This window comes from Rhodovulum strictum (assembly GCF_009649175.1).
Lineage (GTDB): Bacteria > Pseudomonadota > Alphaproteobacteria > Rhodobacterales > Rhodobacteraceae > Rhodovulum > Rhodovulum strictum.
On record NZ_WJPO01000014.1, the window covers coordinates 1 to 23,424 of the forward strand.

Below are 23,424 nucleotides of genomic sequence, written 5' to 3' on the forward strand. Positions count from 1 at the left end.
GCCGCGGCAAGATCGTGGGTGGGCTTCGCTTCGCCAACGACGTGGCGCAGTATCTCGCGCACCTCCTCTTCCATCGATCGGCCATGCTCGGCCGCACGGATACGAAGGCGTCGTTTCACGTCGTCGTCAAGGTTCCGGATGGTAATGCTTGCCATGGTATCCTCCTCAGAGGAGTGTAATCATCGCAATCAATGCGAGCAAGGCAAGACGCTGGAATGTGTGGGGCATTGATGATGTGACCGCCCTCCTTTGTGGATCTTCGCAGACCCACCTTGGCACATCGATGCCGTCGGGGGGCGGTCACATCATCAATGCCATCCGGCGGGCGTGAATTCGATGGTGTCTGGCACCGGATCGGTGAAGACGGCGGCAAGGGTCTTTCGGGGCATCATGGTAATGATTGGGATATGCTAGCGCGAAATGCAAGCATGGTCTGCGCTGTGCTCGGCAATACTCAGCTCTGAACTTGCCTGAAAGACACCGATCTGGGGCGTTGCCCTGTGTTGGTCGTCTGAGCCCGTCCGTCCCCCGGGTGGTCAAGCGGCCGGTTCCGGTGCTAGGATGTCGGCCATGAACGGAAACCGAGCGCAGGGAACCCATCCCGGCCCGCTTGCGGTCCCCGGACAGGCAGGGCGTCCGACAGCGACCGAGCCGGTCGCATGCCCCGCCGTCCTTGCCGCTCCCATGTCCGAAGGACGGGAGGAAGTCATGTTCTCCAGATTACTGGTCCCGGTGGATCTGAGCCATCTCGACAGGCTTGAAAAGGTGCTGCATGTCGCGGCCGATCTTGCGCGCCATTACCACTTGCCGGTGGTTTATGCCGGCGTGTCCGGCACCGTGCCGGACGCGGTCGCACGAAGCCCCAGGGAATTCGCCGACAAGCTGACGGGCTTTGCCAAGGCCCAGGCCGAGACACATGGCATCGAGGCGACCGCGCATGCGCTGTCCAGCCCCGATCCGCAGGCCGAACTGGACAAGCTGCTGCGCAAGGCCGTCGAGACGCTGGGCGCCGATCTGGTGGTGATGGCCTCGCATGCGCCAGGCTGGCTTGACTGGCTGCTGCCCTCGCATGGCGGCAGCCTGGCCGAGCATTCCGAAGCGTCGGTCTTCGTCGTCCGCTGACGCGCCGGACGCCAGACACAAAGAGCCCGGACAACAAGACCAGAGGGGACAGAGTTCATGAGCGACACCCGAAACGGCGGATCAGGGGACGATGCCATTCGCCCCGAGACCGAGGCCGACATGGCGCGGACATCCGCCGAGGACATCCCCGATATCGAGCCGATCCCCGAACCCGAGGGACCGACCGAGGTCATCGAGACCGATTACGAGATCGGACAGGACAACATCGAGAGAAGCTGGACGCTGAGCTTCGACATCCATCAGGTCGTGTTCACCTGGTCGGCGCTGGCGATCATGGCCTTCATCGTGCTGACGCTGGCCTTGCAGGACGAGGTGGAACCCGTCTTCACGGGCCTGCGCAACTGGCTGACCGGCAATCTGGACTGGTTCTTCCTGCTGTCGGGCAACATCTTCGTGCTTGTCTGCCTTGCGCTGATCGTCTCGCCGCTGGGCCGCATCCGGCTGGGCGGGCCAGAGGCGACGCCGGATTACGGGCTGGTCGGGTGGTTCTCGATGCTGTTCGCCGCCGGGATGGGCATCGGGCTGATGTTCTTCGGCGTGTCCGAGCCGCTGAGCCACTATTCCAGCGCCTTCGGCGGGATCAGTATCGGCGAGGACGGCCTGCGCACCGACTGGGCGCCGCTGGGCGGTGCCGAGGGCGACGTGACGGCGGCCACGCGGCTGGGTATGGCCGCCACGATCTTTCACTGGGGCCTGCACCCATGGGCGATCTATGCCGTGGTCGCGCTGGCGTTGGCCTTGTTCAGCTACAACAAGGGCCTGCCGCTGACGCTGCGCTCGGCCTTCTATCCGATCTTCGGTGAACGCGTCTGGGGCTGGCCCGGCCATGTCATCGACATCCTTGCCGTCTTTGCCACGATCTTCGGGCTGGCGACCTCGCTGGGGATCGGGGCGCAGCAGGCTTCGGCGGGGCTCGACTACCTGTTCGGGATCGGCACCAGCAATGCGGTCCTGATCTTCCTCATCATCTTCATCACCGCCATCGCCATCGCCTCGATCGTGCGGGGGCTCGACTCGGGGGTGAAGGTGCTGTCGGAAATCAACATGGGCCTTGCCGCGGCCCTGTTGCTGTTCATCATCCTGGCCGGGCCGACCATGGACATCCTGACCGGGTTCCTGGCCAATCTCGGTGCCTATGGACAGCATCTTCCGGCGCTGTCGATGCCCTTCGGGCGTGAGGACGCGAATTTCGCGCAGGGCTGGACAGCCTTCTACTGGGCGTGGTGGATCAGTTGGTCGCCCTTCGTCGGCATGTTCATCGCCCGTGTCAGCCGCGGCCGCACGGTGCGCGAATTCCTGGTCGCGGTGCTGATCGTGCCCACGCTGCTGTCGGTGCTGTGGATGACCGCTCTGGGAGGCACGGCGATTTCGCAGGTTGTCAATGACGGCGTGAGCGCCGTTCAGGATGCCGCGCTGGAGCTGAAGCTTTTCGAGATGCTGGCCCGGCTGCCGCTGACGGCGATCACTTCCTTCGTGGGGATCGTGCTGGTGCTGGTCTTCTTCATCACCTCGTCGGATTCAGGAAGCCTTGTGATCGACACCATTGCGGCGGGCGGCAAGATCAACGCGCCCGTCGTGCAGCGGGTGTTCTGGGCCATTGTCGAGGGTCTGGTGGCGATCGCGCTTCTGCTGGGCGGCGGGCTGATCGCACTTCAGGCCATGGCGGTCTCTACCGGCCTGCCCTTCATGCTGGTGCTGCTGGCGGCCTGCTACGCGATCATCCGCGGCCTGCTGAACGAGCCGCGCTGAGCCATCGTCCCGCCGCCGCCCGGTGATCGGCTGCGTAACTAACCGAGATCAGCCTCCGGCAAACCCTGCGCGGTTCATACTGGAATTCGGCGGGTAATCGCGCGGGTTCCGAAACGGGACGTGACGTTCGCGAACTCAGGCCACCATGGACGTCACCGCTTGCCATGCGTCGAAATTGCGTAACCCATTGATCGGCTCCGTCGTGAGAAAGTTGGTGATGAAGGGCACCAGCTGTTCGTCTAGTCCACCATGGGAGCGGAGCGGAGCGTCGAGGCCCGAAAGGTCGTGATCTTCCACGCGCGAGCCCAGTGCCCAGTCGGCGGCGCAGGTCACCACGAGATCGCCGATGCGATCAGGCGGCAGGTCGAAACGCGCACAGGCATCGGTGCGCGGCAGGACCGTGTCGATACCGGGGATGGATGCCAGGGTGGCGCCCGCCGTGTCCACATCGGCCCCCTCGGCAAGATAGACCGTGGCAAAGGACCCGAGCGCGCCGTGGTGAACCACATAGGGGTCGGTAATCGGCAGGATCACGCGCGCCTGCCCCGCGCCCAGAGCGGCATCCAGCAAGGGCGAAAGGTAGATAACGTTCGGGCAGCCATCCACGCGGTGCTTGGGCTTCATGCCATGGTCGGCCGTCAGCACCAGCCGTATACCCTGCGCCAGAAGCCCGGCCAATGCCGCATCGACCCCGGTCATGAATTCGTTGGCCTCGTCCGAACCTGGCGCGTGCTTGTGCTGGATGTAGTCCGAGGTGGACAGATACAGGATGTCGGGACGAATTTCGGACAGCAGTTTCACCCCCGCTTGTAAAACGAACAGCGACAGATCGCCGGAATAGACCGCCGGAACCGGACGACCCAGCCAGTTGGCCGCATCATCGATACCGTTGACGGCCATCGTCGACTGATCGGCCCGTTCGGCGGAAAAGCAGATGGCCTGCCCACCCGAACAGTCCAGACCCGCACCCAGCAAGGCGCGCAGCTTGTCCTTGGCAGTGACCACCGCGACGCGGGCACCTGCCTGCTGGAACCCGGCAAAGACGGTCGGGGCGCGCAGGTACTCCACGCCGTTCATCATCACGGCCTCGCCCGTCTCTGGGTTCAGGAAGAAGTTGCCGCAAATGCCATGCACCGAGGGCGGTACGCCGCAGGCGATCGAGAGGTTGTTGGGGTTGGTGAAGCTGGGCATTGCCGATCGCGCAAGATGCCGCGCGCCGCCGTTCGCCAGCATGTCGGCCAGCGCTGGCATCGCTCCTGCGGCAAAGGCCTCGTCGATGTAAGCGGGTTCGCAGCCGTCCAGGCAGATCACAACGGCAGGGCGGTCGGGCATCCGATAATCTCGGCCGTTGATCCGGAATTCAGTCTGCATCGGAATGTCCTGTCTGGGATGGGTCAAGGGGTGTCAGCACCAGTTCCACCGCCGTCAGCGGCCAGGTGCCAAGGTTGTATTCGATGATCCGGCCATCGGGTGCGGCATTCAGCGCCACCGTGCGCAGCACCGGCATTCGCGGGCTCAGCCGCAGGGCCGCAGCCTCGGCATCACTGGCGAAGCCGCCCGAGACACGGGTCTGCACCCGCTGGTAGCTAGCGATGCCGTGGGCCTGAAACACATCGCGGACCGAGGAACGGGCGGCATAGGCAGCTTCGAACTCTGGCAGGGTGGCAACGGGAAAGGTCTTGCGCGACAGATACACGGGCGCATCGTCCACGGCCCGCAAGCGGGTCAGCCGGACCACCGCATCGCCGGGGGCAATATGCAGCGCCTCGGCCTCCTCCGCCTCGGCCTGAGCGCGCTCCAGCGTCAGGGTCGTGGCGCCGATCTTGGCGCCAGGCAGGTTCAGGCCGTCGGCAAAGCGGTTGCCATGGTCCAGCCGATACCGCAGCGGCATCGGGCGGACAAAGATTCCCACGCCCTTGCGCGCCTGAAGGACGCCTTCCTGCTGCAACCGCGCCAGAGCGCGCCGCATCGTGACCCTGGTGACGCCAAAGATTTCCGCCATGCGGTTCTCCCCCGGCAGTCGCGCATCGCCCAGCAACCGTCCATCGACGCAAGCGGCATGCAGCCGGTCGGCAATCTGCTTCCAGATCGGGCGCAGGCTGCGCGCGTCAAAGGCCGGGGCGGCCAGCGTCAGCAGCAGGGGTTCGGTGTCAGTCACGGATCAGCATCCTTTTCCCGGCCACCCAGACCGCCTTGACGCTGCGGCTGCGGGGGCAAAGGGCAACGATATCCGCGCGCAATCCGGCGTCCAACCGCCCCCGGTCGGAAAGCCCGGCAGCAGCGGCGGCATTGGCCGAAACACAGTCCCAAGCGTTGGCAAAGGACATGCCATGCGTGTCCGCCAGAACGAATGCCGCCTGCAAGGGCGCAGGATACCAGTAGTCCGATGCCAGCACCGTCCCTAGCCCCTCGGCCATGGCCGGTGCCGCATCCACAGCGTTGTTCTGGCTGCCTCCGCGCAGCACGTTGGGGGCGCCGAACACGACGGCCTCGCCCGCCGCACGGGCCGCATCGGCCGTGTCGCGGGTCATCGGGAATTCGCTGACTGCCACGCCAAGCGCGCGATGGGCGGCCCGGTCTTCCGGCGACATCTCGTCATGCGCAAGGCAGGTCAGGCCCGCGGCCCGCGCCGCTGTCACCATCCGGGCAACGGAGGCAGGCACATCGGGCGCACGCTGCGCCACGTGGGCCAGGGCCGCGACGCAACCCTCGGGCGTCAGGCCCGAACGATCCGCCATGCGGCGGATCTTCCTCGCCTCGGGCGGCAGGCCCACGTTCACGGTCGTATGGTCGTTCAGCGACAGGATCGCGCCGGGAGAATCCGCGAACCAGGCGATCAGCTCGTCCATCTGGTCAATCGCGAAAACCTCCCAGCGGAAGTTGATGCGGGTATCGCAGGCCAGCTTTGCCCGAAGCCCTGCCAGTGAGGCAACGAATGCGCGCGCAGTTGCGATGTTGCGCAGACCCGGTTCCCACCCGACAGTGAGCCCATGAAACGCCGTGGTGATGCCGTTGGCCAGCATCTGCCGATCTGCCTCGGCCAGCGACAGGTCCAGGGGAAAGGTCACACCCGGACGCGGCATGACGATGCGTTCTATGGCGTCGCCATGAATATCGACGATTCCCGGCAGCAGCCACAGGCCCGGCAGGTCCATTCGGACCGCACCTGATGATGCCGTTTCCGAGATCCGCCCGTCCCGGATGGCCAGATCGCCGCGGCGCAAGGCGCCACCCGTCAGGATTTCGGCCCCTGTCAGCACCCAGTCCATCCGACGCCCGTCCTTTCACAACAGTGTCACGAGAATCGTCTATCCCACGATTGTGACAACGCTGTGTATACAGCAGAAGCCCCGGAGAGACAGATGTTCCGCACCCTGATCGGCGCCACCGCCCTTGCCACCGCCCTTGCCATGCCGGCGATGGCCGAAGCATTGCGCTTCGGCGTGACCGACATCGAAGGCATGGAGGCGATGCAGCAGGAATTCGGCGCCTTCGAAAAGGCGCTGGAAGCCGCCACCGGCCATGACATCGAGCTTTATGCCATGTCCTCGCGCACCTCGGCCGTCGAGGCGATCAACCAGGGCCAGGTCGACCTGATCCTGACAGGACCGGCGGAGTATGTGGTCATCAAGGAACTGGCCGATCCGGTCATCGTCGCGGGCTGGCAGCGCCCGAACTACTATGCGCAAGTTGTCGTGCTGGCCAACGGCCCGGTGAAATCGGTGCAGGACCTGCGCGGCAAGCGCGTCACCTTCGGGTCCATCGGCTCGACCTCGCAGCACCTTGGCCCGGCGCAGGTGCTGGCCGATCTCGGCCTGAAGCTGGATACGGATTACCGGGGCGAGATCATCGGCCGCAACGTGGCCGTCGAAGCGCTGATCCGTGGCGACGTGCAGGCCGTGGGCATGAGCGAAGGGCACCTGAAGTCTATCCGCGAGGCGTTCCCCGAAACCGGCTTCACCGTGATCGCCCGGGGCCGTGACCTGCCGAACGACATTCTGGTCGCGCGCAAGGATCTGGCACCCGAACTGATCGAAACGGTTCGCAAGGCCTTTGCCGAACAGGGCGATGCGCTGATGGCGGCCGTGCTGCAAGGCGACGACAACCAGAAGTACAATGGCGGCTTCTTCCTCACCGAGATCAAGGACAGCGACTACGACTATGTCCGGTCGATGTATGCCACCATCGGGGTCGATACCAAGTCCTTCGTCGGCGATTGACCATAGCGGCGGGGCCCCGTCCGGGCCCCGCCCCCAACCGGAGGCACCGTCATGCTCGACCTTTCACCTGCCCGGCCGTCCACGGCGCGCGGTGCCCTTTCGGACCCTATCGTGACGACCGGCGGCCTGCGCAAAAGCTATGACCGCAAGACCGAGATCCTGAAGGGCATCGACCTGACGATCCGGGCGGGCGAACGGGTCGCGCTGATCGGGTCCAACGGATGCGGCAAATCCACACTTCTGCGCTGCCTCATAGGTCTGCACGAGGTCTCGGCCGGCGAGGTGACCGCGCTTGGCGAAACATTCACCGGCCTGCCCGCAGGCGCGCAGAAGGCCCGGCTGCGGCGGAAAACCGGCTTCGTGTTCCAGAAGCATTGCCTGGTGCGGCGGCGGTCGGTGCTGTCCAATGTCATCCACGGCATGATGTCGGAACCCGGCAGCTGGCGAGCCTTCTCCCAGATGACTGCGCCCGAAACCTGGCGCCGCGCCGCACTGGAGGCGCTGGCCTGGGTCAACCTGGCCGACAAGGCTGCGGCGCGGGCCGATGCACTGTCGGGTGGCCAGCAGCAGCGGGTGGCGATTGCGCGGGCGCTGGTGCGACAACCCGCCCTGCTGATCGCCGACGAACCGGCGGCCAGCCTTGACCCGGTGTCAGGGCAGGATGTCATGGCACTGTTCACCCGGCTCTGTGCCGAGCATGGCATCACGCTCCTGTTCACCTCGCACGACATGTCGCATGCGCGCAGCTTTGCCGACCGGATCGTGGCGTTGAAGGCTGGCCGCGTGCTGTTCGACAAGCCAGCCGACACCACCACCGATGCCGACATCGAGGAGGTGTTCCGTGTCGAAGCCCGCTGACCCCCTGCCCTCGCGCTGGCCCCGCCTGTCGCCGCTGGCCTTTGCCCTGACCATGGCGGCGCTGGCGCTGGTAATCGCCTCGGTCGGTCAGGTGGCACCCACGCCCGGACAACTGGTCGACGGCGGGCCAAGCCTGGTGCGGCTGGTGAATCGGATGTCGCCACCCAACCTGGACCCGGCCTTCTTGACGCGTATCTTCTGGCGCATCGTCGAGACCTTCCAGATCGCCATTGCCGGGGCGGCCATCGGCATCGCCCTGTCTCTGCCGATCGCCTGGTTCGCCGCGCGCGGGGTCGGTCCCCTGGGCAACGTCGGTGCGTTCCTCTCCAAGGCCTTCATCAGCTTCCTGCGCACGGTGCCCGATCTGGTCTGGGCGCTTCTGTTCGTCGCAACTGTGGGCCTGGGCGCGGTGGCAGGCACGATGACCATCGTGGTCGATACCATCGGATTTTGCGGCCGGTTCTTTGCCGAAGCCATCGAGGATAGCGAGAAGGAACCGCAGGAGGCCATCTCGGCCATCGGCGGCAACCGGCTGTCGATCCTGTTCGGCGCGATCCTGCCTGAGGTGATGCCATCCTTCGTCAACACGTCGCTCTTTGCGCTGGAAAAGGCGGTGCGGTCGTCTGTGGTGCTCGGGCTGGTTGGTGCGGGCGGTATCGGGCAGGAACTGAAGGCCGCCTTCGATCTGTTCCAATACCGAAACGCGTCGACAATCATCCTCGTGATCTTCCTGATTGTGCTGGGCATGGAGTGGGCAACAGACCGTCTGCGCCGCAAGGTGCAGTGACGAATGTCACGAAACCAGCCGTCCGCCTTTTCCGTCGAGGCGGTGCGGGAGCAAGGTCCACGCGCGACGCCTATGGACCTAACATATCGATGGCGCCATCACCCCATTAAGGTACTGATTCTGTTGAATAAATCCGCTACGAGAGGCGAGTTGCCCCGCCTGCGGACGCGGATAGCGCTTTTTGGCTTCGGGCAATCGCCCGCCGAGCCGCACAGGGCGGCAATCTGGTCGCTCAGCTCATGTGCTGGCCTCGGGGCGGGCGCAATGGGTCCGTTGTTTCGCGAGATTTCGGAGGTTCCGGCCAGATCCAGATGCATAAGGTCGACGGCTGGGAAACCCTGTCCCAGCCCCTCGAGCCGATGTCCCTTGACCTCGCCGCCTGAGAAAACGAACCGTCACATGCCGTCAGGGAATCTCCACAGCATTCGCGACACGACCCAACGACCAGCCGTCGCCCGACTGTCCGGGGTCTACCGAAACGGCTGTCCGGGACTTAGTGAAATCGCTGTCCCGTTTTTCCGAAATCCGCAGTGAGGCTTCGCTCTCACCTCACGAGGGCCGGCTACGGCGAGGGCGCGCCTCCGGGCCTGTCTCCGACGAAGGCATCTGGCCCGCTTGCTGTGAAGCTGGGCCGCTCATCGCGGCCGGGCTGCGCGCGGCGAGCCACGCCAGAACCGGCCCCGAGACGAAAAGCGATGAGCCCGTCGCGATCACCACACCCGCGATCATCGGCCAGGCGAACCCGGCGACGGCCGGTCCACCCCAGATCGCCATCGGCAGCAGTGCCGCCAGCGTCGTTCCGGAGGTGAAGATGCAGCGCGCGAGAACCAGGTTGAGGCTGCGGTCGATCACATCCGCCAGCGGCGCGTCGCCGCCGCCGCGCAGGTGCTCGCGGATGCGGTCGTAGACCACGACCTTGTCGTTCACCGAGTAGCCGATCAGCGTCAGCAGGGCGACGATGGTGGTCAGGTTCACCTCCCACCCGGTCACGGCGATGACACCGAAGGTCTTGGTGACGTCAAGGAACAGCACCACGATGGCCCCGGCCGCGAAGTGCCACTCGAACCGGACCCAGATGTAGGCCAGCATGGCCAGCACCGCGAGCGACAAGGCGATCAGGCCCGTGGTGGCAAGCTCGCCGCTGATGGTGGGACCGACGAGGTCGATCTGGTCGAAGACCGCGCCCGAAACGGCCTGCGCGGCGGCGGCTTCCACCGCAGCAACCGTGGCCTGGCCTGCCTCGCCCTGCACGCGGATCAGCGCCTCGGTCGGGTCGCCGAAAGCCTGCAGGCTGGCATCCCCCGGCACGCCCGCCGCGAGGGCCGCGCGCAGGTCTGCCAGCGGCACCGGCGCGTCGGACCGCAGTACCATCTGAACACCGCCGGTGAAGTCGATGCCGAGATTCGGCCCCGGCCATACCAGCGCGCCCACGGCCCCCACCGACAGCGCGGCCGAGACTGCCAGCGCCAGCCGCCCCCGACGCATGAAGGAGAACGCGCCGGGCGCGGGCACCCCGCCGATCAGTGGGGCGATGGCCAGCCGCGCGGGTTTGCGGCGGCGCACCAGCGCCTCCATCATCATCCGCATAAGCACCACGGCGGTGAACATCGAGATCAGGATGCCGAGGCTCATGGTAACGGCGAAGCCCCGGATCGCACCGGCACCGAACATGAACAGCAGCACCATCGCCAGAAGCGTGGTGATGTTGGCGTCGAGGATCGTGGACCAGGCGCGCGCGTAGCCTTGCGTCAGCGCCTTGATGGCGATGGCACCCTTCGCCGTTTCCTCGCGGATCCGGCTGAAGATCAGGATGTTGCTGTCCACCGCGATCCCGAGGCACAGGATGATGCCCGCGATCCCTGGCAGCGTCAGCGTAGCGCCCAGCAGCCCGAGCGCGGTCAGCGTCAGCATGACGTTCAATCCGAGGACCGCGCTGGCCAGGAGCCCCCAGCCCCCGTAGAGCCCCACCATCATCGCCACGACCAGCGTCAGGCCCACGGCCCCGGTGACCAGCCCCGCCCTGATGGAATCCGCGCCAAGCGCCGCACCGACGCTGCGTTCCTCGATCACCTCGAGCGAGGCGGGCAGCGCGCCCGATGTCAGCAGCACCGCCAGCGTTTGCGCCTCCTCGAGCGTGAACTCACCCGTGATCTGGCCTTGCCCGCCGGGAATGGCGGTCTGGATCACCGGCGCGGTCAGCACCGAACCATCGAGGACGACGGCAAAGCGCTGACCGATATTGGCCGCGGTGATCTCGGCAAACGCAATTCCGCCCTGCCGGTCGAAGGCGAAGGTGACCATCGGACGCCCGGTTTCGGGGTCGAAGGCCGAGGCCGCCCGGTCAAGCCGGTCGCCCGACAGCGCCACGCGATCCTCGACCGGGATTGCACCGGAACCGTCCCGCATTTCCAGCATCGACACGCCGGGTCCGGGGCCAGGGGCGACCATCTGAAAGCTCATCTTCGCGGTGGAGCCCAGCAGTTCGCGCAGTTGCGCAGGGTTCTCCACGCCCGGCATCTGCACGAGGATACGGTCGTCGCCCACCCGGCTGATGACGGGTTCCGATACGCCCACCTGGTCGACCCGGTGGCGGATCACCTCGAGGCTGCTGTCGGCAGCAATGGCGGCGGCGCGGTCCAGCCCGGCTTCGGTCAACTCGAGTTGCAAGGTTCCATCGGACAGGTCCACGGTGAAGTCGGCTGGGCTGCCGTGCTGCGCAGTCACAGCGGCGACGCTCTGCAGGGCCGAAAACAGTGCCTCGTCAGCGGGGACCGACAGGGCCAGCCCTTCGGTGCGGATCGCTCCCGGGTTCAGGTTCCGGACACGCATCTCTGCGCTGAGGGTTTCACGCAGTTCTTGCAGTCGCGCCTCGGCGAGATCTTCGCGGTCCACGGCAAGCAGCAAATGCGCACCCCCCTGAAGGTCAAGACCCAGCGGGACGGTCTGGCGTGTTGCCCAGTCCGGCAGCGTGCTACGGACGGTTGAGGGGAGAAAGTTCGGGAGAGCCGTCGCCACCGCCAGAAGCAGCAGGACGGCATAGGTCGTCACGACCCATGCTGGTCGGCGCATGTTGAGTATCCATTTCTACCTGTGAGGTTCAGCCTGACGGGAACGGGTCAGGCTGCAGGCGGCCCCCGGACGGGGGGCAGGATACGGATCGCGGCGGGCACGAAGGAGGTGCGGGGCGCAGGAGCCAACGCTGCAGCCGAGGGTGGCACCGCGGGCGTGGCCACGCCGGGCAGCATCGCGTCGGGCGATGTGTCGGGGGCCGGTTGCGCGCGCAGCAGGTGCCGCTGCACCGAGATGATGCCCGGGGCCTGCGCGACCTCGCTCTGGGCCGCGGGGCCGGCAAGGGGCGCCGCCCGCTCCACCTGGGCCTGCGGCGCACCGAAAAGCACGAATGCCAGAACGAAGAGAAGCCGCGACAGGATCGCGCCAGGTCTTGCCCGATCGTCCGGCGGCGCCTGCGTCATCCCTGGGCGGCCCAGACATACGCGACATAGCCCGCCAGCATCGCCACGCCGATCCCGCGCCCGATCACCGGACGGGTCAGCAGGAGCGCGGTCAGGACCAGCGAGACGGCGATCATGATGGGCAGGTCGAAGGTCAGGAACCGCGGTGCGACCGGGATCGGGGTGATCATCGCGGTCACGCCGAGGATGGCCAGCACGTTGAAGATGTTCGAGCCAACGATGTTGCCAATGGCGATTTCGGACTGGCGGCGGAACGCAGCTATGAGCGAAGTCGCAAGCTCCGGAAGAGATGTGCCGACGGCAACGATGGTCAGGCCGATGAAGGCCTCGGAAATACCGTAAGCGCGCGCGACGCTGACCGCGCCATCAACCAGGAGCCGCGCGCCGACCATGAGAGCGACAAGGCCGCCGATCACCCACAGGGTCGACATGAGCGCCGACGTCGGAGTGGGCACGCTTGCATCCTCGGCCGACATGTCGCCAGGCTGTCGGTAAGCCCAGACAAGGTAGGCCACGAGACCGGCGAACAGCACCAAGCCGGCGGGCCGCCCCATCTGCGCCATGGCAAAGATGGGCACAAGGACCAGCGCGGCCGCCATCATCACGGCCGTATCACGCCGAAGCGTCGCCCCCATCACCTTGATCGGCCAGACCAGCGCCGACAGGCCGATGATCAGCAGGATGTTGGCGATGTTCGAGCCCACGATATTGCCGAGCGCGATGTCGGGCACGCCGCGCCAGGCGGCATCGACCGAGACGAGAAGCTCGGGCGTCGAGGTGCCGAAGCCGACCACGCTGAGGCCGATCAGCAGAGGCGGGATAGCCATGCGGCGGGCGATGCCGACGCTGCCGCGCACCAGCGCCTCGCCGCCGAGGAACAGCCCCACCAACCCGGCGATCAGATAGAGATAGTCCACGGCAACCGCCCCTCTCAGGCAGTTGATCCGCCTTCCGCGCTGAATTGCGTATCAAAGCGGTCGGCTACAAGATGCCGTTGAAATTAAAGCTGCTTGCTACGTCCTGGGCAAAGAGAATCCTCGCCAGGGCCGATGCAGTCGCGCTGCCCCGACCCGAGCTCTGCATTCTCGGCACCCAAACGGCATTGATGATGTGAGCGCACCCCGACGGCGTCGACGTGCCAAGGTGGGTCAGCGAGGATCCTGCTGCTGGGCATGTGGATCATGCCGATGCTGACCCCGCGATGGCGGCCGATTTATCGTCGCTGGCGGCATCATCATGCTGGCCACCGGGCTGCGCATCTGCGCCATCGTCCCCTTTCCGTCGCCGACATGCCGCTGTCGGTGCTGAAGCGCTGACGGCAAGTTTCCCAAGGGGCGGCCGAACCGATATCGGCACAGGGGAACCCGTTACGTCCGCGATCGTGTCCCGGCCGCGGGGGCCAGCACGCGGCACAGCGACCCGATCCTTGTATGCTGGGCGAGCACCAGATCGGTCACGAAGGCGATGAAGGCCTGTACATCGTCGGCGCCCAGCCCGTCGCGGCGGGTGGCAAGCGACAGCCGGGCCGTCACGGGACTATCGGCGATTTCGCGCACCGTGATCTCGCCGCGTTCATGTTCGTCGACAACCGCGCCGAAGGGCGTGACCGCCGTGCCAAGACCACGGCAGAGAAATGCGCGCCAGACATTGATCGAGGCAACCTCGCGCTTGTTCTCCAGCACCAGACCGGCCCGGTCCACCTCGGCGCGCAGGGCCCGCAGGCCGACGCTTTTCTCGCCATAGAAGATCAGGTCCGACGCCAGCACCTCTGACAGCCCGACCGGCCCCTCTCCGCCCGCGATCGCAGGCGAGGCGGCGAAGACGAAATCCTCTTCCAGAAGGTCGATCACCGCAATCTCGTCACAGGGCACCAGGCCATAGCCGAGGATGAAGTCGATGTCCTTTTCCGCGAGCCGTTTCACGAGATCGGTTGACCAGGCTTCGGTGATGAGCAGCATGGTCCCGTCCAGCGCGGTCGCGGCGCCCAGAACGGCCTCGACCCCCAGAAGTCGCGCGACCGCTGGCGGCACCCCCAGCCGGACCGGCCGTTTCGTCCGCCGGGCACGCGCAGCCATCAGCGCGCGGGTGTCGGCCACGAGATCAAGGATTTGCCGGGCCCGGACCAGGAATTCCTGTCCCGCCTCGGTCGGCCGGACGCCGCGGGAATGGCGTTCCAGCAGGGGCACGCCCAGGGTTTCTTCCAGCGCTTTCATCTGAAGGCTCAGCGCGGTGGGCGCCACGTTCAGGTGGCTCGCCGCAACGCTCATGCTTCCGGCGTCGGCGATCGACACGAAATAGGTGAACTGGCGAAGCGTGACGCGCATCGGCATGGGCGGCCTCGGTCGTCGCGAGAAGCTCTCGCCTTAAGTTTTTCATAAGGCAAGCCTCAGGATAATGCAATGGACAGCAAGGCGAGTACCGTCCTAGCGTTTCCCGGGAGCAGGGTGCCCGGGACCCGTCCTTCCGACCGTAACGACATGAAAGAAAGGGAAAACTCTCTCCCTTGGCGTGAGGGCGCCTTGGGGTGGCGCGGGATATGTGCCGGCTGAAACCGGCCCCTGCACAGATGCGAAGCGAAAGGATCACGCCCGGCGGACCACGCAAGTTCCGCGCGTCCGGACGGGCTGGCAAGCCAGACGAGGGAGGAACGATCATGGCGCGACAAGGCGATGGCGACGATATCGTGAAGACGGTCCAGAGTGTGGAGCCGAACGGGCTGAACCGGCGCGATTTCTTCAAGGCGGGCGCGGCGGCGGGGGTCACCGCGACCGCCTTCTCGACCGGCAGCGGGGCCGAGGCGGCGGCGGCCGCGGGCGAAACGGTTTGGGACTACGAGGCCGACGTGGTGATCGCAGGCGGCGGATGCGCCGGGCTGACCGCCGCGATCCGGGCGCGCGACCACGGCGTTTCGGTTCTGGTCGTTGACCAGAATTTCGACCTTGGCGGCCGGATGCTGCATTCGGGATCCTACCTGTCGCTCGGTGGCGGCGACGTGATCCAGAAGCGCGATGCCGCAGGCGAGGCAGATGCCGAGGGCTTCATCACCGTACCCCCGGTCGAAGACCCCGAGGAGCTAGACGATACAATCGACCTTCTGTTCACGGATGTTACCGACTGGTCGGTGGTCGACCCCAAGGCGCAGGCACCCTATCGCTACAACGAACGCGAAATGATGCGCGCCTGGGCCGAGAACTGCCCGCCGACGCGCGAATTCCTGATGCAGAACTACGTGCGGTTCACACGGATCAGCGGCACCCATGGCGGCGGCGGGCTCAGCCGGGCAAGGGCGCCCTACTGCTTCCTGATGCTGGGCGATGTCACCGATATCCGCGCCGGCACGATCACCGCCGAGGATGCCGGCCGCGCCCATCCCGAGCGCACCAGCCCCATGGCCCCGGTGCAGATGGAGGACGCCTCGACCTTCGTCGGCCCCGGTGCAGTGCGCAACGGCGTGGCGCTGGCGCGTCCGCTGGAATTCTCGGCCCGCGAGAAGGGGGTTCAGTTCATGCTGAACCGCCGCTTCGTGGACCTGATCCGCGAACACCCGTTCTCGGGCCGCGTGCTGGGCATCCGGGCGAGCTATTCGCCACGCGTTCACCCCGTGACCGGCCAGCGTCTGGAAAGCTTCTGGCAGAACGGCAATATCGACGAGCGCCGCGAAAGCATCACGATCCGCGCGCGCAAGGCGGTGATCCTGGCCTCGGGCGGGCATGCGGGCAATCCCGAGGTGCGCTCGATGTTCTACCCTGCGATGCGCGAACCGGCCTTCCCGACCTCGGGCGCGGCGCTTCAGGGCGAGGGCGGCCAGGACGCCAGCGCGCTCAAGGCCGCGCTCAGGATCGGGGCGAATCTTGCGGGGATGCAGCAGAACCTGAGCTATCCCACGACCTTCCATATCTCGCCCCGGCTGGGCACCCGCGACGCCTATACCGACATGATGCCCGGCCACCCGGCCTTTGTCTTCCGGGGAGCCGCGGGGCTTGCCGTCGGCAATGCCGGGTTCGAGGAGTTCATCGCGGTCAACCAGGTGGGCAAGCGCTTCTTCAACGAGGTGCGCCTGCCCAAGCGCCCCGGGGCCAACCGCTATCCGGGTGATGGCGGGGCGCCGGGGCGGGGGCTCGATCACAAGCCGCTCGACTGGCGCAACTGCCGCCATGAATGGGTGCGCGAGATGTACAGCTACGATCACGGGCTGGATGCTGCATTGGCCATGAACGAGGGATCGAAGCCGCCGCATTACCATTCGGGTCCGCTCTGGGCGATCATGGACGAGGACGCGATCGAGCGCACCGGCTGGGAGCTTCGGTTCCCCTATGTCAGCGAGACCAACGGCTATTTCTTCAAGGCCGACACGATCGAGGACCTGGCCCGCCGGATATTCGCGGGCCACCCCTACCAGCGGGTGCCGCTCAGCCATCTGGCCCAGACCGTCGAGACCTGGAACGGCTATGTCGCCGCCGGTGCCGATCCCGATTTCGAACGCGAGGCGGATGCGCCGATGTATGCCATCGCCCGGCCGCCCTTCTATGCGCTGTCGATCATGGTGGTCTGGCATGACAGCTATGGCGGGCTGCGCGTCAACGGCCGCAACCAGGTCATCGACATGGAGGGTCAGCCGATCCCCGGGCTCTATGCGGGCGGCGAGGCGGTCGGCGGGTTCAACAAGCATGGGCTGGGCAAGGGCCATGTCCATGGCTTCATCGCCGGAACCCACGCCGCGCAGGAGCTTGGCTGAACACCCGGTGCGCCGGGGCTGGCGGTGCCCCCGCAGGCCCCGGCTATCATCCGCGACAGACCCAAAGAGAGACGACAGATGACACAGCACACCGCGCTTTCCGGGCAGGCCCAGGGCTTGTCCGTCGAACTGACCCCCGAGACGGCCGATCCGAACGGCGAGCTGCGCCTTGTCGCCCTGGTGCCCGATTGCGGGCGTGACATACGCGGCCGGCGCGTGGCGTTCCGCGATGCCGACGGCGCCGAGATCGGTCGCGCCGTCATCTCGGTCAGCGAGCTTGGCAGCTGGCGGACCGATCCTCTGGCGATCGTCGCCCCCGCGCTGTCAGGCACCCACAGGATGAAGGCGGTATTGCTGGCGGCCGCGCCCGGTGCCGATGGCGACCCCGCCGAGGCGGCGGTTCTGGACTTCGAACTGCCGGTCGCGGCCCACCGGGTCGGCGCCGTCATCTGGGACGTGCCCGGCGCGGTCGAACAGGGCGGCGAAATCCGCGCCCGGATCGGGTTGCACTGCGCGGCGGGATGCTGCGCGGCGGGATGGCACTTTCGTGTCGACGACGCGGAGGGGTGCCTTGTCGCACAGGGCCGGACCGGCCCGACGCCCTGGCCCGGAACCGACGGGCTGTTCCATGCCGACCTGACCTTGCCCGTCCCCGATGCCGAGGGTGCGGCCCATTGGACCGTGGTCGCGACGGCCGCCGCCGGCGCGGCCCAGCCCCATGCCGAGGGGCGCGCCACGATCCGCACCCGGATCACCGCGCCAGCCGGCTGCAAGGTCCGCGTGATCGCGACCGATGCGCGGACCGGTGCCCCGCTTGCCCGCGCCAGGGTGGTCGCCCACCCGTACCGCACCCTTGCCGGTGCCGATGGACAGGCCGAACTGGCGCTGCCGCCGGGTGATTACACGCTGTTCGTCTCGGGCGGACGGCATTTCCCGTTCAAGACGCCCCTCAGCCTGCGGGCCGGGGCAGAGATCACCGTAGAGGCGGCCTTGCAGGAGGATCGCGAACTGACCCAGGCGGATATCTGGGCCTGAAGCAGAGCAACTCGCGTGACGACAAGGGGGGGGCGGCATGACCCGTTTCAAGGCTAGGACCGCGGCGATGGCCGTGGCTGCAACGCTCGGGGCCGCGACGGCTCCGGCGGCAGAAACGCCGGTCGATCCGGCACAGATCGCCCTCGGCAAGCAGGTCTTCGAGCGCAATTGCGTGCTCTGCCACCGCGAGACGGGCACCGGCCGTCCGCCCAACTTTCCGGCCCTGGCCGGGAACGACCGGCTTCAGGATCTGTTTCTCGTGGTGGCCAATGTACACGAGGGGCAGGGCTTCATGCCCCCCTTCCCGTCGCTTCGGATCGAGGACATCGCAGCCGTGGCAAACTATGTCCGCAATGCCTGGGGCAATGCCCATGGCGGGGCATCGCCGCTCGAGGTCGCGACGATCATGGACAATCTGGACGGCGGTGGGGGAACCGCCTCGATCTGGGACGCGGTCTATACCGAGGCGCAGGCCGCCCGCGGCAGGGAGGTGTTCGCAGCGCCCTGCGGGCTGTGCCATGGCAGCAGACTCGACGGTGTGCCCGACGACAACGACATGGTGCCCGGACCGCCGCTGGCGCGGCACAAGTTCCTGCGCCAATGGGACGGCCGGTCTCTGGGCGCGCTCTATTCCTATGCCAGCCTGACCATGCCGCAAAGCAATCCCGGCTCGTTGGCACGCGAGGATTACGTCGCGATCATCGCCCTGATGCTGCAATCCTCTGGCGCACCGGCCGGAAACGAGGCCCTGCCAGACGATATCCGCGACCTCGCGCGTATCGTGATCGGCCCGAAACCCTGAGCCGCGACAATGCTCGGGATGCTGCGTCACCTCCTACTGCTGATCGGTCTGCTGTCCATCGCTCCAATCCTGGCGCAGGCGGAAACCGGCGGCTTGAACTGCCGGGCCGAAGGCTATGACGTCATCCTGCACAACGCAGGGGAACGCGCGCTTCCGGCAGGAACGGCGCTGGACTGGTCGCTGCCCCTGGCGCGGATCGGGGGACGCCACGTGCTGGACCGCGACCTGCCGCCCGACCGGGTCACGGTGCTGTCGGGCGCAACCCGGGCAACCTATCTGACAAAGCCCACGCCCTGCACCGTGACGCTGCACGACTAACCTGGGCGGCTGAACTGGCCCCGTTTCGACCGGACGCTGAGGCTTAACCAAGCAGGTTTGTCTCAGCAGCCTGCCCCTGCATCTGATCTGTCCCCCATTTCTGGAGACTCGGCACCCACCAACGGGGCACGCCCTCACGCCCGTTCGCAACGTCTGCCGGCGCGCGGGAACCTTCGACTCGCTGCTGCGCGTGCTTGTCCCGGACATGGCGGCATTCGACAGCTTCCATGACGAATTGACCGCGACGGTCAGGTTGCGCAACGTGAATTCCATCCTTGCGCTTGAAGCTTGCGAACCATCACCTCCCTGCCTCTGAGCGCGCCCGTGGCTGGTTGAGGACTGGCCCGCGAAGATCTGGTGCATCGCCGCGTAGCGCCGGTCAGGCCTCGGAGGTCGGCGCAGGCAGATGGAACTGCGCTTCAAATCCGTCCACCGCGCCCGGCCTCGGCGACGCCAGCGTCAGCCTGCTTCCCGTGCGTTTCGCGATCGAGGCGACGATGTAAAGCCCGAGCCCGCTGCCGTTCGCCTGTTGCGCGCCACACTGGAAACGTTCTGTCAGGCGGGCCAGGCGATCCGGGTCCACGACCGGTCCATCGTTCGCCACGATCAAGTCGCCCCCCGGCGTCAGGAGAACCCCGACCTCTCCATGGGCTGCGCCATGTCGAAGCGCGTTCTCCACAAGGTTCCGGCAGACGATGCCCAAGGCGTCGGGGTCGATGGTCGACAGGACAGGGCTGTCGGGAAGGTCGAGCGCAAGGTCGGGCGCCTCGGGACTTCGCGCCATGTCCTCGATGACGATGCGCAGGGTCGCCCGGGTATCGTAGGCCGTTTCAGACTGAAGGCGTCCGCCCTCGGCGCGCGCCAGTTGCATGATCCGCTCGGTCCGGCGCGTCAGCCGTTTCAGCGCCTCCTCGATATCGGCCGCGCGTTGTGCGGCCGCCCTGTCCCCGGTTTCCGACCGCAGCCTCTGCGCCTGCGCGATGGCGCCTGCCAGTGGCGTCCGAAGCTCATGGGCGGCGTTCGCCGCAAAGCTGCGCTCGGCCTCGAACGCCTCGCGCAACCGGGCCAGAAGGCTGTTCAGGGTTGCAGCCAGCGGGCCGATCTCCGTCGGCAGGTCGCCCGCGGGCACCTCCGAGAGGTCGCGGGCCCCGCGCGCCTCGAGACTTGCGCGAAACCGGCGCAGGGGGTCGAGGCTGAAGCGGACGGCCAGGATGATGGCTGCCAGAGCGACGGGCAGCACGATCAGCAGCGGCAGGCCGAGTCCCATCTGGATGTCCCGCAAGACCGATGCGCGATGCGCCAGCGGTTCGGCCACGGTGATGCGGATCGTCCCCTGGAGCGCCGCGTCGTTATAAGTCCGATGGGTCGCGGTCTGTCGAAACCCCGGCCCGTCCCAGGGCGGGAACACGGCCGGATCAGCGGCATGGGATTGCAGGAGGATGCGCCCCTCGGCATCGCGGACGAGATAGGTGAAGAACTCGTCATGCTCGCGGATCGGCGCGAGGCGCTGGGTTACCCCCTGATCTTCCCGCCCGACGATGTCGGTCACCGCCAGCGGCAGGATGCGCTCTGCGGTTTCGCGAAGCGCGCTGTCGAAGACCTCGTCCATCTCGCCCCGGACGATCACCGCTGTGACCGTCGCGGCGGCGAGCCAGAGGACCGTCAGCACGAGGCCGAGCGACAGGCCGAGCCGCGCCTGAAGGCTGGCGGGCCACCTCATGGCTTGCCCAGCCGGTAGCCCATGCCACGCTCGGTCTCGATGATCGCGCTTCCAAGCTTCTTGCGCAGGCGGCTGACATGGACCTCGATGGTGTTGCTCTCGACCTCGGCATCGAAGGCGTAGAGCTTTTCTTCCAGCTGAACCTTGGACAGGAGCTGACCGGGGCGCGCGAGGAAGGCCTCGAAAAGCGCCCATTCCCGCGCCGTCAGCGGCACGGGCTTGCCCTCCCGGTGCACGCTGCGCGCGGCGAGGTCGATATCCAGCGACCCATGGGTGACGATGGGGTTCGGATTGCCGCTGTAGCGCCGGGCGACCGAGCCGATCCGGGCCGACAGTTCGGACAGGTCGAACGGCTTCACCAGGTAATCGTCCGCGCCCGCGTTCAGCCCCTCGATCCTGTCCGACACCTGGTCGAGCGCGGTCAGGATGATCACGGGCGTCACGTCGCCCCGCGCACGCATGGTCTTCAGAAAGCCGATGCCGCGGCCGTCGGGCAGCATCAGGTCCAGCAACACCAGGTCATAGGCGGCTCCCGCGATCGCATCCGCCGCCGCATCCAGCCGCGTGACCCAGTCCACCGACTGGCCGTCGCCGACGATCTGGTCCCGCACGGCGGCGCCCAGAACCGTGTCGTCCTCGATGAGCAGGATGCGCATGGCCGGTTCGTTCCTTTCCCGATGACTCTGTATAATCCGCAAGGCTGACGCAAAGCTGACACCGCCGGGAACGGCGCTTCAGGCTGCCGTCAGGTTCACCGCGCACAAGCAGCACCAAGATGGCCGCAACGAGGAGTTTGGCCCATGAGGAAGACACTGACAATTCTGGGCATTCTCGTGCTGATGCCGGCAGGGATGGCGCTGGCCGACGATGATTGCTTCGTGCCGATGGCGGATTGGCAGCCCAGGGATGCGGTTGCGCGGCTGGCCGAAGAGAACGGCTGGACGGTGCGCCGCATCAAGATCGACGACGGCTGCTACGAGATCGACGGCACCGATGCCGAGGGGCGCCGGATCGAGGTGACGGTCGATCCGGCAACGCTTGAGGTGATCGAGTTCGAATACGAGGACGACGATGATCGACGGCACCGGGATCGGGAGGGACGAAGCCGTGACTGATGTATCGGGCCGCACAAGAATGGTCTCCCTGACGCCGGGGCGCCGATCCATGCCCGACACATCTGCCACGGGTGGCGTCATGACCCTGGGCCCCTTGCTGGTCGCGCTGCCGTGTATCCTGGCGGCTGCCATGGGATTCGTCACCTACGCGCCCTATGGCGCCGAGGCGGCCATTGGCATCGCCGTCGGGGCCGCGGCCGTCGTCGCGATGGGCGAGGCCCTGATCCTCGCGGCTCGCCCGCGCCTGCTGGAACCCGTGTTCGGCGGGTTAGACCGCATGTACGGTGTTCACAAGTGGCTGGGCATATCGGCGTTGATCCTGATGATCCTGCACGACCTCGTCGAACCCGAGTTCGGCCGCCGGGTCCGCGAGACCGGGATGGGAGAGATCGCCGGCGACGCCGGAGAGCTCGTCTTCCACGCCCTGATCGCGCTGGTCGCGATCAGCTGGTTCCGGAGGCTGCCGTTCACCGGGCTGGAGATTCCCTATCAACTCTGGCGGTTCAGCCATCGCTTCATGGGCGTCCTGTTCGCCGTCGTCGTGTTCCACCAGTTTTTCATCGACGTGCCGGCCGGGGTGGACCCGTCGCTCTCGGTGCTCCTGAACGTATTTGGCCTCGCCGGGCTTTTCGCCTGGGTCCATACCCAGTTCCTCGCGCCGCGTCTGCGGCGAAGGGACTTCACGGTCAGCGCGATCGGCCGCCACGGGGACACCACAGCGGTGACGCTGCGCCCCAAGGGGCGGGCCATGCGCTGGAGGCCGGGGCAGTTCGTCTTTTTCAGCGCGCCCGAGGCGGGGCTGTCCGAGCCGCACCCCTTCACGATTTCCAACGCCCCGCACCGCGACGGCACGCTGACCCTTTCCATAAAGGGACTCGGCGGCTGGACCCGGCGTCTGCCCGGCGCGCTGCGCGAGGGAATGAGCGTGCAGGTCGAAGGCCCCTATGGACGGTTCGATTTCCGCAGGGGCGGCACGCGGCAGATTTGGCTGGCGGGCGGCATCGGCATCACGCCGTTCCTCGCCTGGGCCGAGAGCCTGGCAGAGAGCGAACGGCGCGACATCCATTTGGTCTATTGCGTCCGCACGCCTGAAGAGGCGATCGGATTGGAGACCTTGCAGGTGGCGGCGCGCAACCCTGGATTCAGCTTCGAGGTGGTCGCGACCGCAGGTGATGGACGACTGACGGCCGACCGGCTGATCGCATCGGCCCCGTTCCCGGTCGGCGAGGCCGATCTCTGGTTCTGCGGCCCGACGGGTCTGAAAGACGGAATCCTCAAGGGCCTGGCGGCTCTGGGGCAGGCGCCGCGACGGGTACGCTTCGAGCATTTCGAGTTCGCTTGAGGTGCAGCCCGTCCGGTCGACGGGCTGCAGCGCTGTGCGTGCCACGCCCCGCCATCCCGGCGGGGCGTTCTCGTTCCTGACGGCAAGCTGAAGCGGGAATCGCCGTGCCGTCAGGAAGCCCTCAGGT

23 protein-coding genes are annotated in these 23,424 nt (G+C 66.8%); 13 read left to right on the forward strand and 10 right to left on the reverse strand.

Annotated elements, in window-relative coordinates; all coding sequences use genetic code 11:
* A partial coding sequence (locus GH815_RS19520) for a FitA-like ribbon-helix-helix domain-containing protein (protein WP_407072173.1) occupies nt 1-155 on the reverse strand: 155 nt, incomplete at its 3' end.
* 529 nt (nt 156-684) lie between these two features.
* Between GH815_RS19520 and GH815_RS10040 the strand changes: the two genes are divergently transcribed.
* Nucleotides 685-1,122 carry a universal stress protein gene (locus tag GH815_RS10040; protein ID WP_246176385.1) on the forward strand — a complete coding sequence of 146 codons (438 nt, stop codon included), beginning with the start codon at nt 685-687 and terminating at the stop codon, nt 1,120-1,122.
* Nucleotides 1,123-1,242: 120 nt separating this feature from the next.
* Nucleotides 1,243-2,892, forward strand: a complete 1,650-nt coding sequence (locus GH815_RS10045) for a BCCT family transporter (protein ID WP_153748722.1) — start codon at nt 1,243-1,245, stop codon at nt 2,890-2,892.
* 135 nt (nt 2,893-3,027) lie between these two features.
* On the opposite strand, the gene phnA is transcribed toward GH815_RS10045, so the two are convergent.
* The 3 genes from phnA to GH815_RS10060 are packed head-to-tail and all read right to left on the reverse strand — an operon-like array spanning nt 3,028 to nt 6,161.
* Nucleotides 3,028-4,263: a phosphonoacetate hydrolase gene (gene phnA / locus GH815_RS10050; protein ID WP_153748645.1), complete on the reverse strand. Its 1,236-nt coding sequence runs from the start codon at nt 4,261-4,263 to the stop codon at nt 3,028-3,030.
* Nucleotides 4,253-5,050: a phosphonate metabolism transcriptional regulator PhnF gene (gene phnF / locus GH815_RS10055; RefSeq protein ID WP_343030779.1), complete on the reverse strand. Its 798-nt coding sequence runs from the start codon at nt 5,048-5,050 to the stop codon at nt 4,253-4,255. The genes phnA and phnF overlap by 11 nt, the downstream gene beginning before the upstream one ends.
* The gene (locus tag GH815_RS10060) at nt 5,043-6,161 is read right to left on the reverse strand and encodes an alpha-D-ribose 1-methylphosphonate 5-triphosphate diphosphatase (protein WP_153748646.1); all 1,119 of its coding nucleotides are present in this window, start codon (nt 6,159-6,161) and stop codon (nt 5,043-5,045) included. Before GH815_RS10060 ends, phnF begins: the two co-directional genes overlap by 8 nt.
* A gap of 93 nt (nt 6,162-6,254) precedes the next feature.
* On the opposite strand from GH815_RS10060, the gene GH815_RS10065 reads away from it, so the two are divergent.
* The 3 genes from GH815_RS10065 to phnE are packed head-to-tail and all read left to right on the forward strand — an operon-like array spanning nt 6,255 to nt 8,757.
* Nucleotides 6,255-7,112 carry a PhnD/SsuA/transferrin family substrate-binding protein gene (locus tag GH815_RS10065; protein WP_153748647.1) on the forward strand — a complete coding sequence of 286 codons (858 nt, stop codon included), beginning with the start codon at nt 6,255-6,257 and terminating at the stop codon, nt 7,110-7,112.
* 51 nt (nt 7,113-7,163) lie between these two features.
* Nucleotides 7,164-7,970: a phosphonate ABC transporter ATP-binding protein gene (locus GH815_RS10070; RefSeq protein ID WP_153748648.1), complete on the forward strand. Its 807-nt coding sequence runs from the start codon at nt 7,164-7,166 to the stop codon at nt 7,968-7,970.
* Between the two features lie 52 nt (nt 7,971-8,022).
* Nucleotides 8,023-8,757 (forward strand): phosphonate ABC transporter, permease protein PhnE, encoded by a 735-nt coding sequence (gene phnE / locus GH815_RS10075; protein WP_246176386.1) that lies wholly within the window; start codon nt 8,023-8,025, stop codon nt 8,755-8,757.
* Between the two features lie 549 nt (nt 8,758-9,306).
* Here phnE and secD read toward each other — a convergent pair.
* Genes secD through GH815_RS10095 form a run of 3 tightly spaced genes read right to left on the reverse strand, consistent with a single transcriptional unit; the run spans nt 9,307 to nt 13,147 of the window.
* Nucleotides 9,307-11,826 (reverse strand): protein translocase subunit SecD, encoded by a 2,520-nt coding sequence (gene secD, locus GH815_RS10085; protein WP_153748651.1) that lies wholly within the window; start codon nt 11,824-11,826, stop codon nt 9,307-9,309.
* Between the two features lie 47 nt (nt 11,827-11,873).
* Nucleotides 11,874-12,230 carry a hypothetical protein gene (locus GH815_RS10090; RefSeq protein ID WP_153748652.1) on the reverse strand — a complete coding sequence of 119 codons (357 nt, stop codon included), beginning with the start codon at nt 12,228-12,230 and terminating at the stop codon, nt 11,874-11,876.
* The gene (locus tag GH815_RS10095) at nt 12,227-13,147 is read right to left on the reverse strand and encodes a calcium/sodium antiporter (protein WP_343030781.1); all 921 of its coding nucleotides are present in this window, start codon (nt 13,145-13,147) and stop codon (nt 12,227-12,229) included. Before GH815_RS10095 ends, GH815_RS10090 begins: the two co-directional genes overlap by 4 nt.
* Before the next feature lie 264 nt (nt 13,148-13,411).
* Between GH815_RS10095 and GH815_RS19385 the strand changes: the two genes are divergently transcribed.
* Entirely contained in the window at nt 13,412-13,546 is a 135-nt protein-coding gene (locus GH815_RS19385; RefSeq protein WP_281354786.1) for a hypothetical protein, read from the forward strand.
* A gap of 51 nt (nt 13,547-13,597) precedes the next feature.
* Here GH815_RS19385 and GH815_RS10100 read toward each other — a convergent pair whose 3' ends face one another.
* Nucleotides 13,598-14,560: a LysR family transcriptional regulator gene (locus GH815_RS10100; RefSeq protein ID WP_153748654.1), complete on the reverse strand. Its 963-nt coding sequence runs from the start codon at nt 14,558-14,560 to the stop codon at nt 13,598-13,600.
* Between the two features lie 323 nt (nt 14,561-14,883).
* Between GH815_RS10100 and GH815_RS10105 the strand changes: the two genes are divergently transcribed.
* The 5 genes from GH815_RS10105 (at nt 14,884) to GH815_RS19525 (ending at nt 19,436) form a co-directional block, all read left to right on the forward strand.
* Nucleotides 14,884-16,965: an FAD-dependent oxidoreductase gene (locus GH815_RS10105; RefSeq protein WP_170290330.1), complete on the forward strand. Its 2,082-nt coding sequence runs from the start codon at nt 14,884-14,886 to the stop codon at nt 16,963-16,965.
* 78 nt (nt 16,966-17,043) lie between these two features.
* Nucleotides 17,044-18,000: a carboxypeptidase-like regulatory domain-containing protein gene (locus GH815_RS10110; RefSeq protein ID WP_153748656.1), complete on the forward strand. Its 957-nt coding sequence runs from the start codon at nt 17,044-17,046 to the stop codon at nt 17,998-18,000.
* A gap of 37 nt (nt 18,001-18,037) precedes the next feature.
* Nucleotides 18,038-18,802 carry a c-type cytochrome gene (locus GH815_RS10115; RefSeq protein ID WP_153748657.1) on the forward strand — a complete coding sequence of 255 codons (765 nt, stop codon included), beginning with the start codon at nt 18,038-18,040 and terminating at the stop codon, nt 18,800-18,802.
* 18 nt (nt 18,803-18,820) lie between these two features.
* A complete protein-coding gene (locus GH815_RS10120; RefSeq protein ID WP_153748658.1) occupies nt 18,821-19,120 on the forward strand; it encodes a hypothetical protein in 300 nt (99 codons plus the stop codon).
* A gap of 100 nt (nt 19,121-19,220) precedes the next feature.
* Nucleotides 19,221-19,436 carry an Lrp/AsnC ligand binding domain-containing protein gene (locus GH815_RS19525; protein ID WP_407072174.1) on the forward strand — a complete coding sequence of 72 codons (216 nt, stop codon included), beginning with the start codon at nt 19,221-19,223 and terminating at the stop codon, nt 19,434-19,436.
* 63 nt (nt 19,437-19,499) lie between these two features.
* Here GH815_RS19525 and GH815_RS10130 read toward each other — a convergent pair whose 3' ends face one another.
* Both GH815_RS10130 and GH815_RS10135 read right to left on the reverse strand, forming a co-directional pair.
* Entirely contained in the window at nt 19,500-20,840 is a 1,341-nt protein-coding gene (locus GH815_RS10130; RefSeq protein ID WP_153748660.1) for an ATP-binding protein, read from the reverse strand.
* Nucleotides 20,837-21,496, reverse strand: coding sequence for a response regulator transcription factor (locus GH815_RS10135; RefSeq protein WP_153748661.1), 660 nt, complete (start codon nt 21,494-21,496; stop codon nt 20,837-20,839). Before GH815_RS10135 ends, GH815_RS10130 begins: the two co-directional genes overlap by 4 nt.
* 144 nt (nt 21,497-21,640) lie before the next feature.
* Between GH815_RS10135 and GH815_RS10140 the strand changes: the two genes are divergently transcribed.
* Nucleotides 21,641-21,955: a PepSY domain-containing protein gene (locus GH815_RS10140; protein ID WP_153748662.1), complete on the forward strand. Its 315-nt coding sequence runs from the start codon at nt 21,641-21,643 to the stop codon at nt 21,953-21,955.
* Nucleotides 21,912-23,297 (forward strand): ferredoxin reductase family protein, encoded by a 1,386-nt coding sequence (locus GH815_RS10145; RefSeq protein WP_153748663.1) that lies wholly within the window; start codon nt 21,912-21,914, stop codon nt 23,295-23,297. Before GH815_RS10140 ends, GH815_RS10145 begins: the two co-directional genes overlap by 44 nt.
* Nucleotides 23,298-23,424 lie beyond the last annotated feature (127 nt).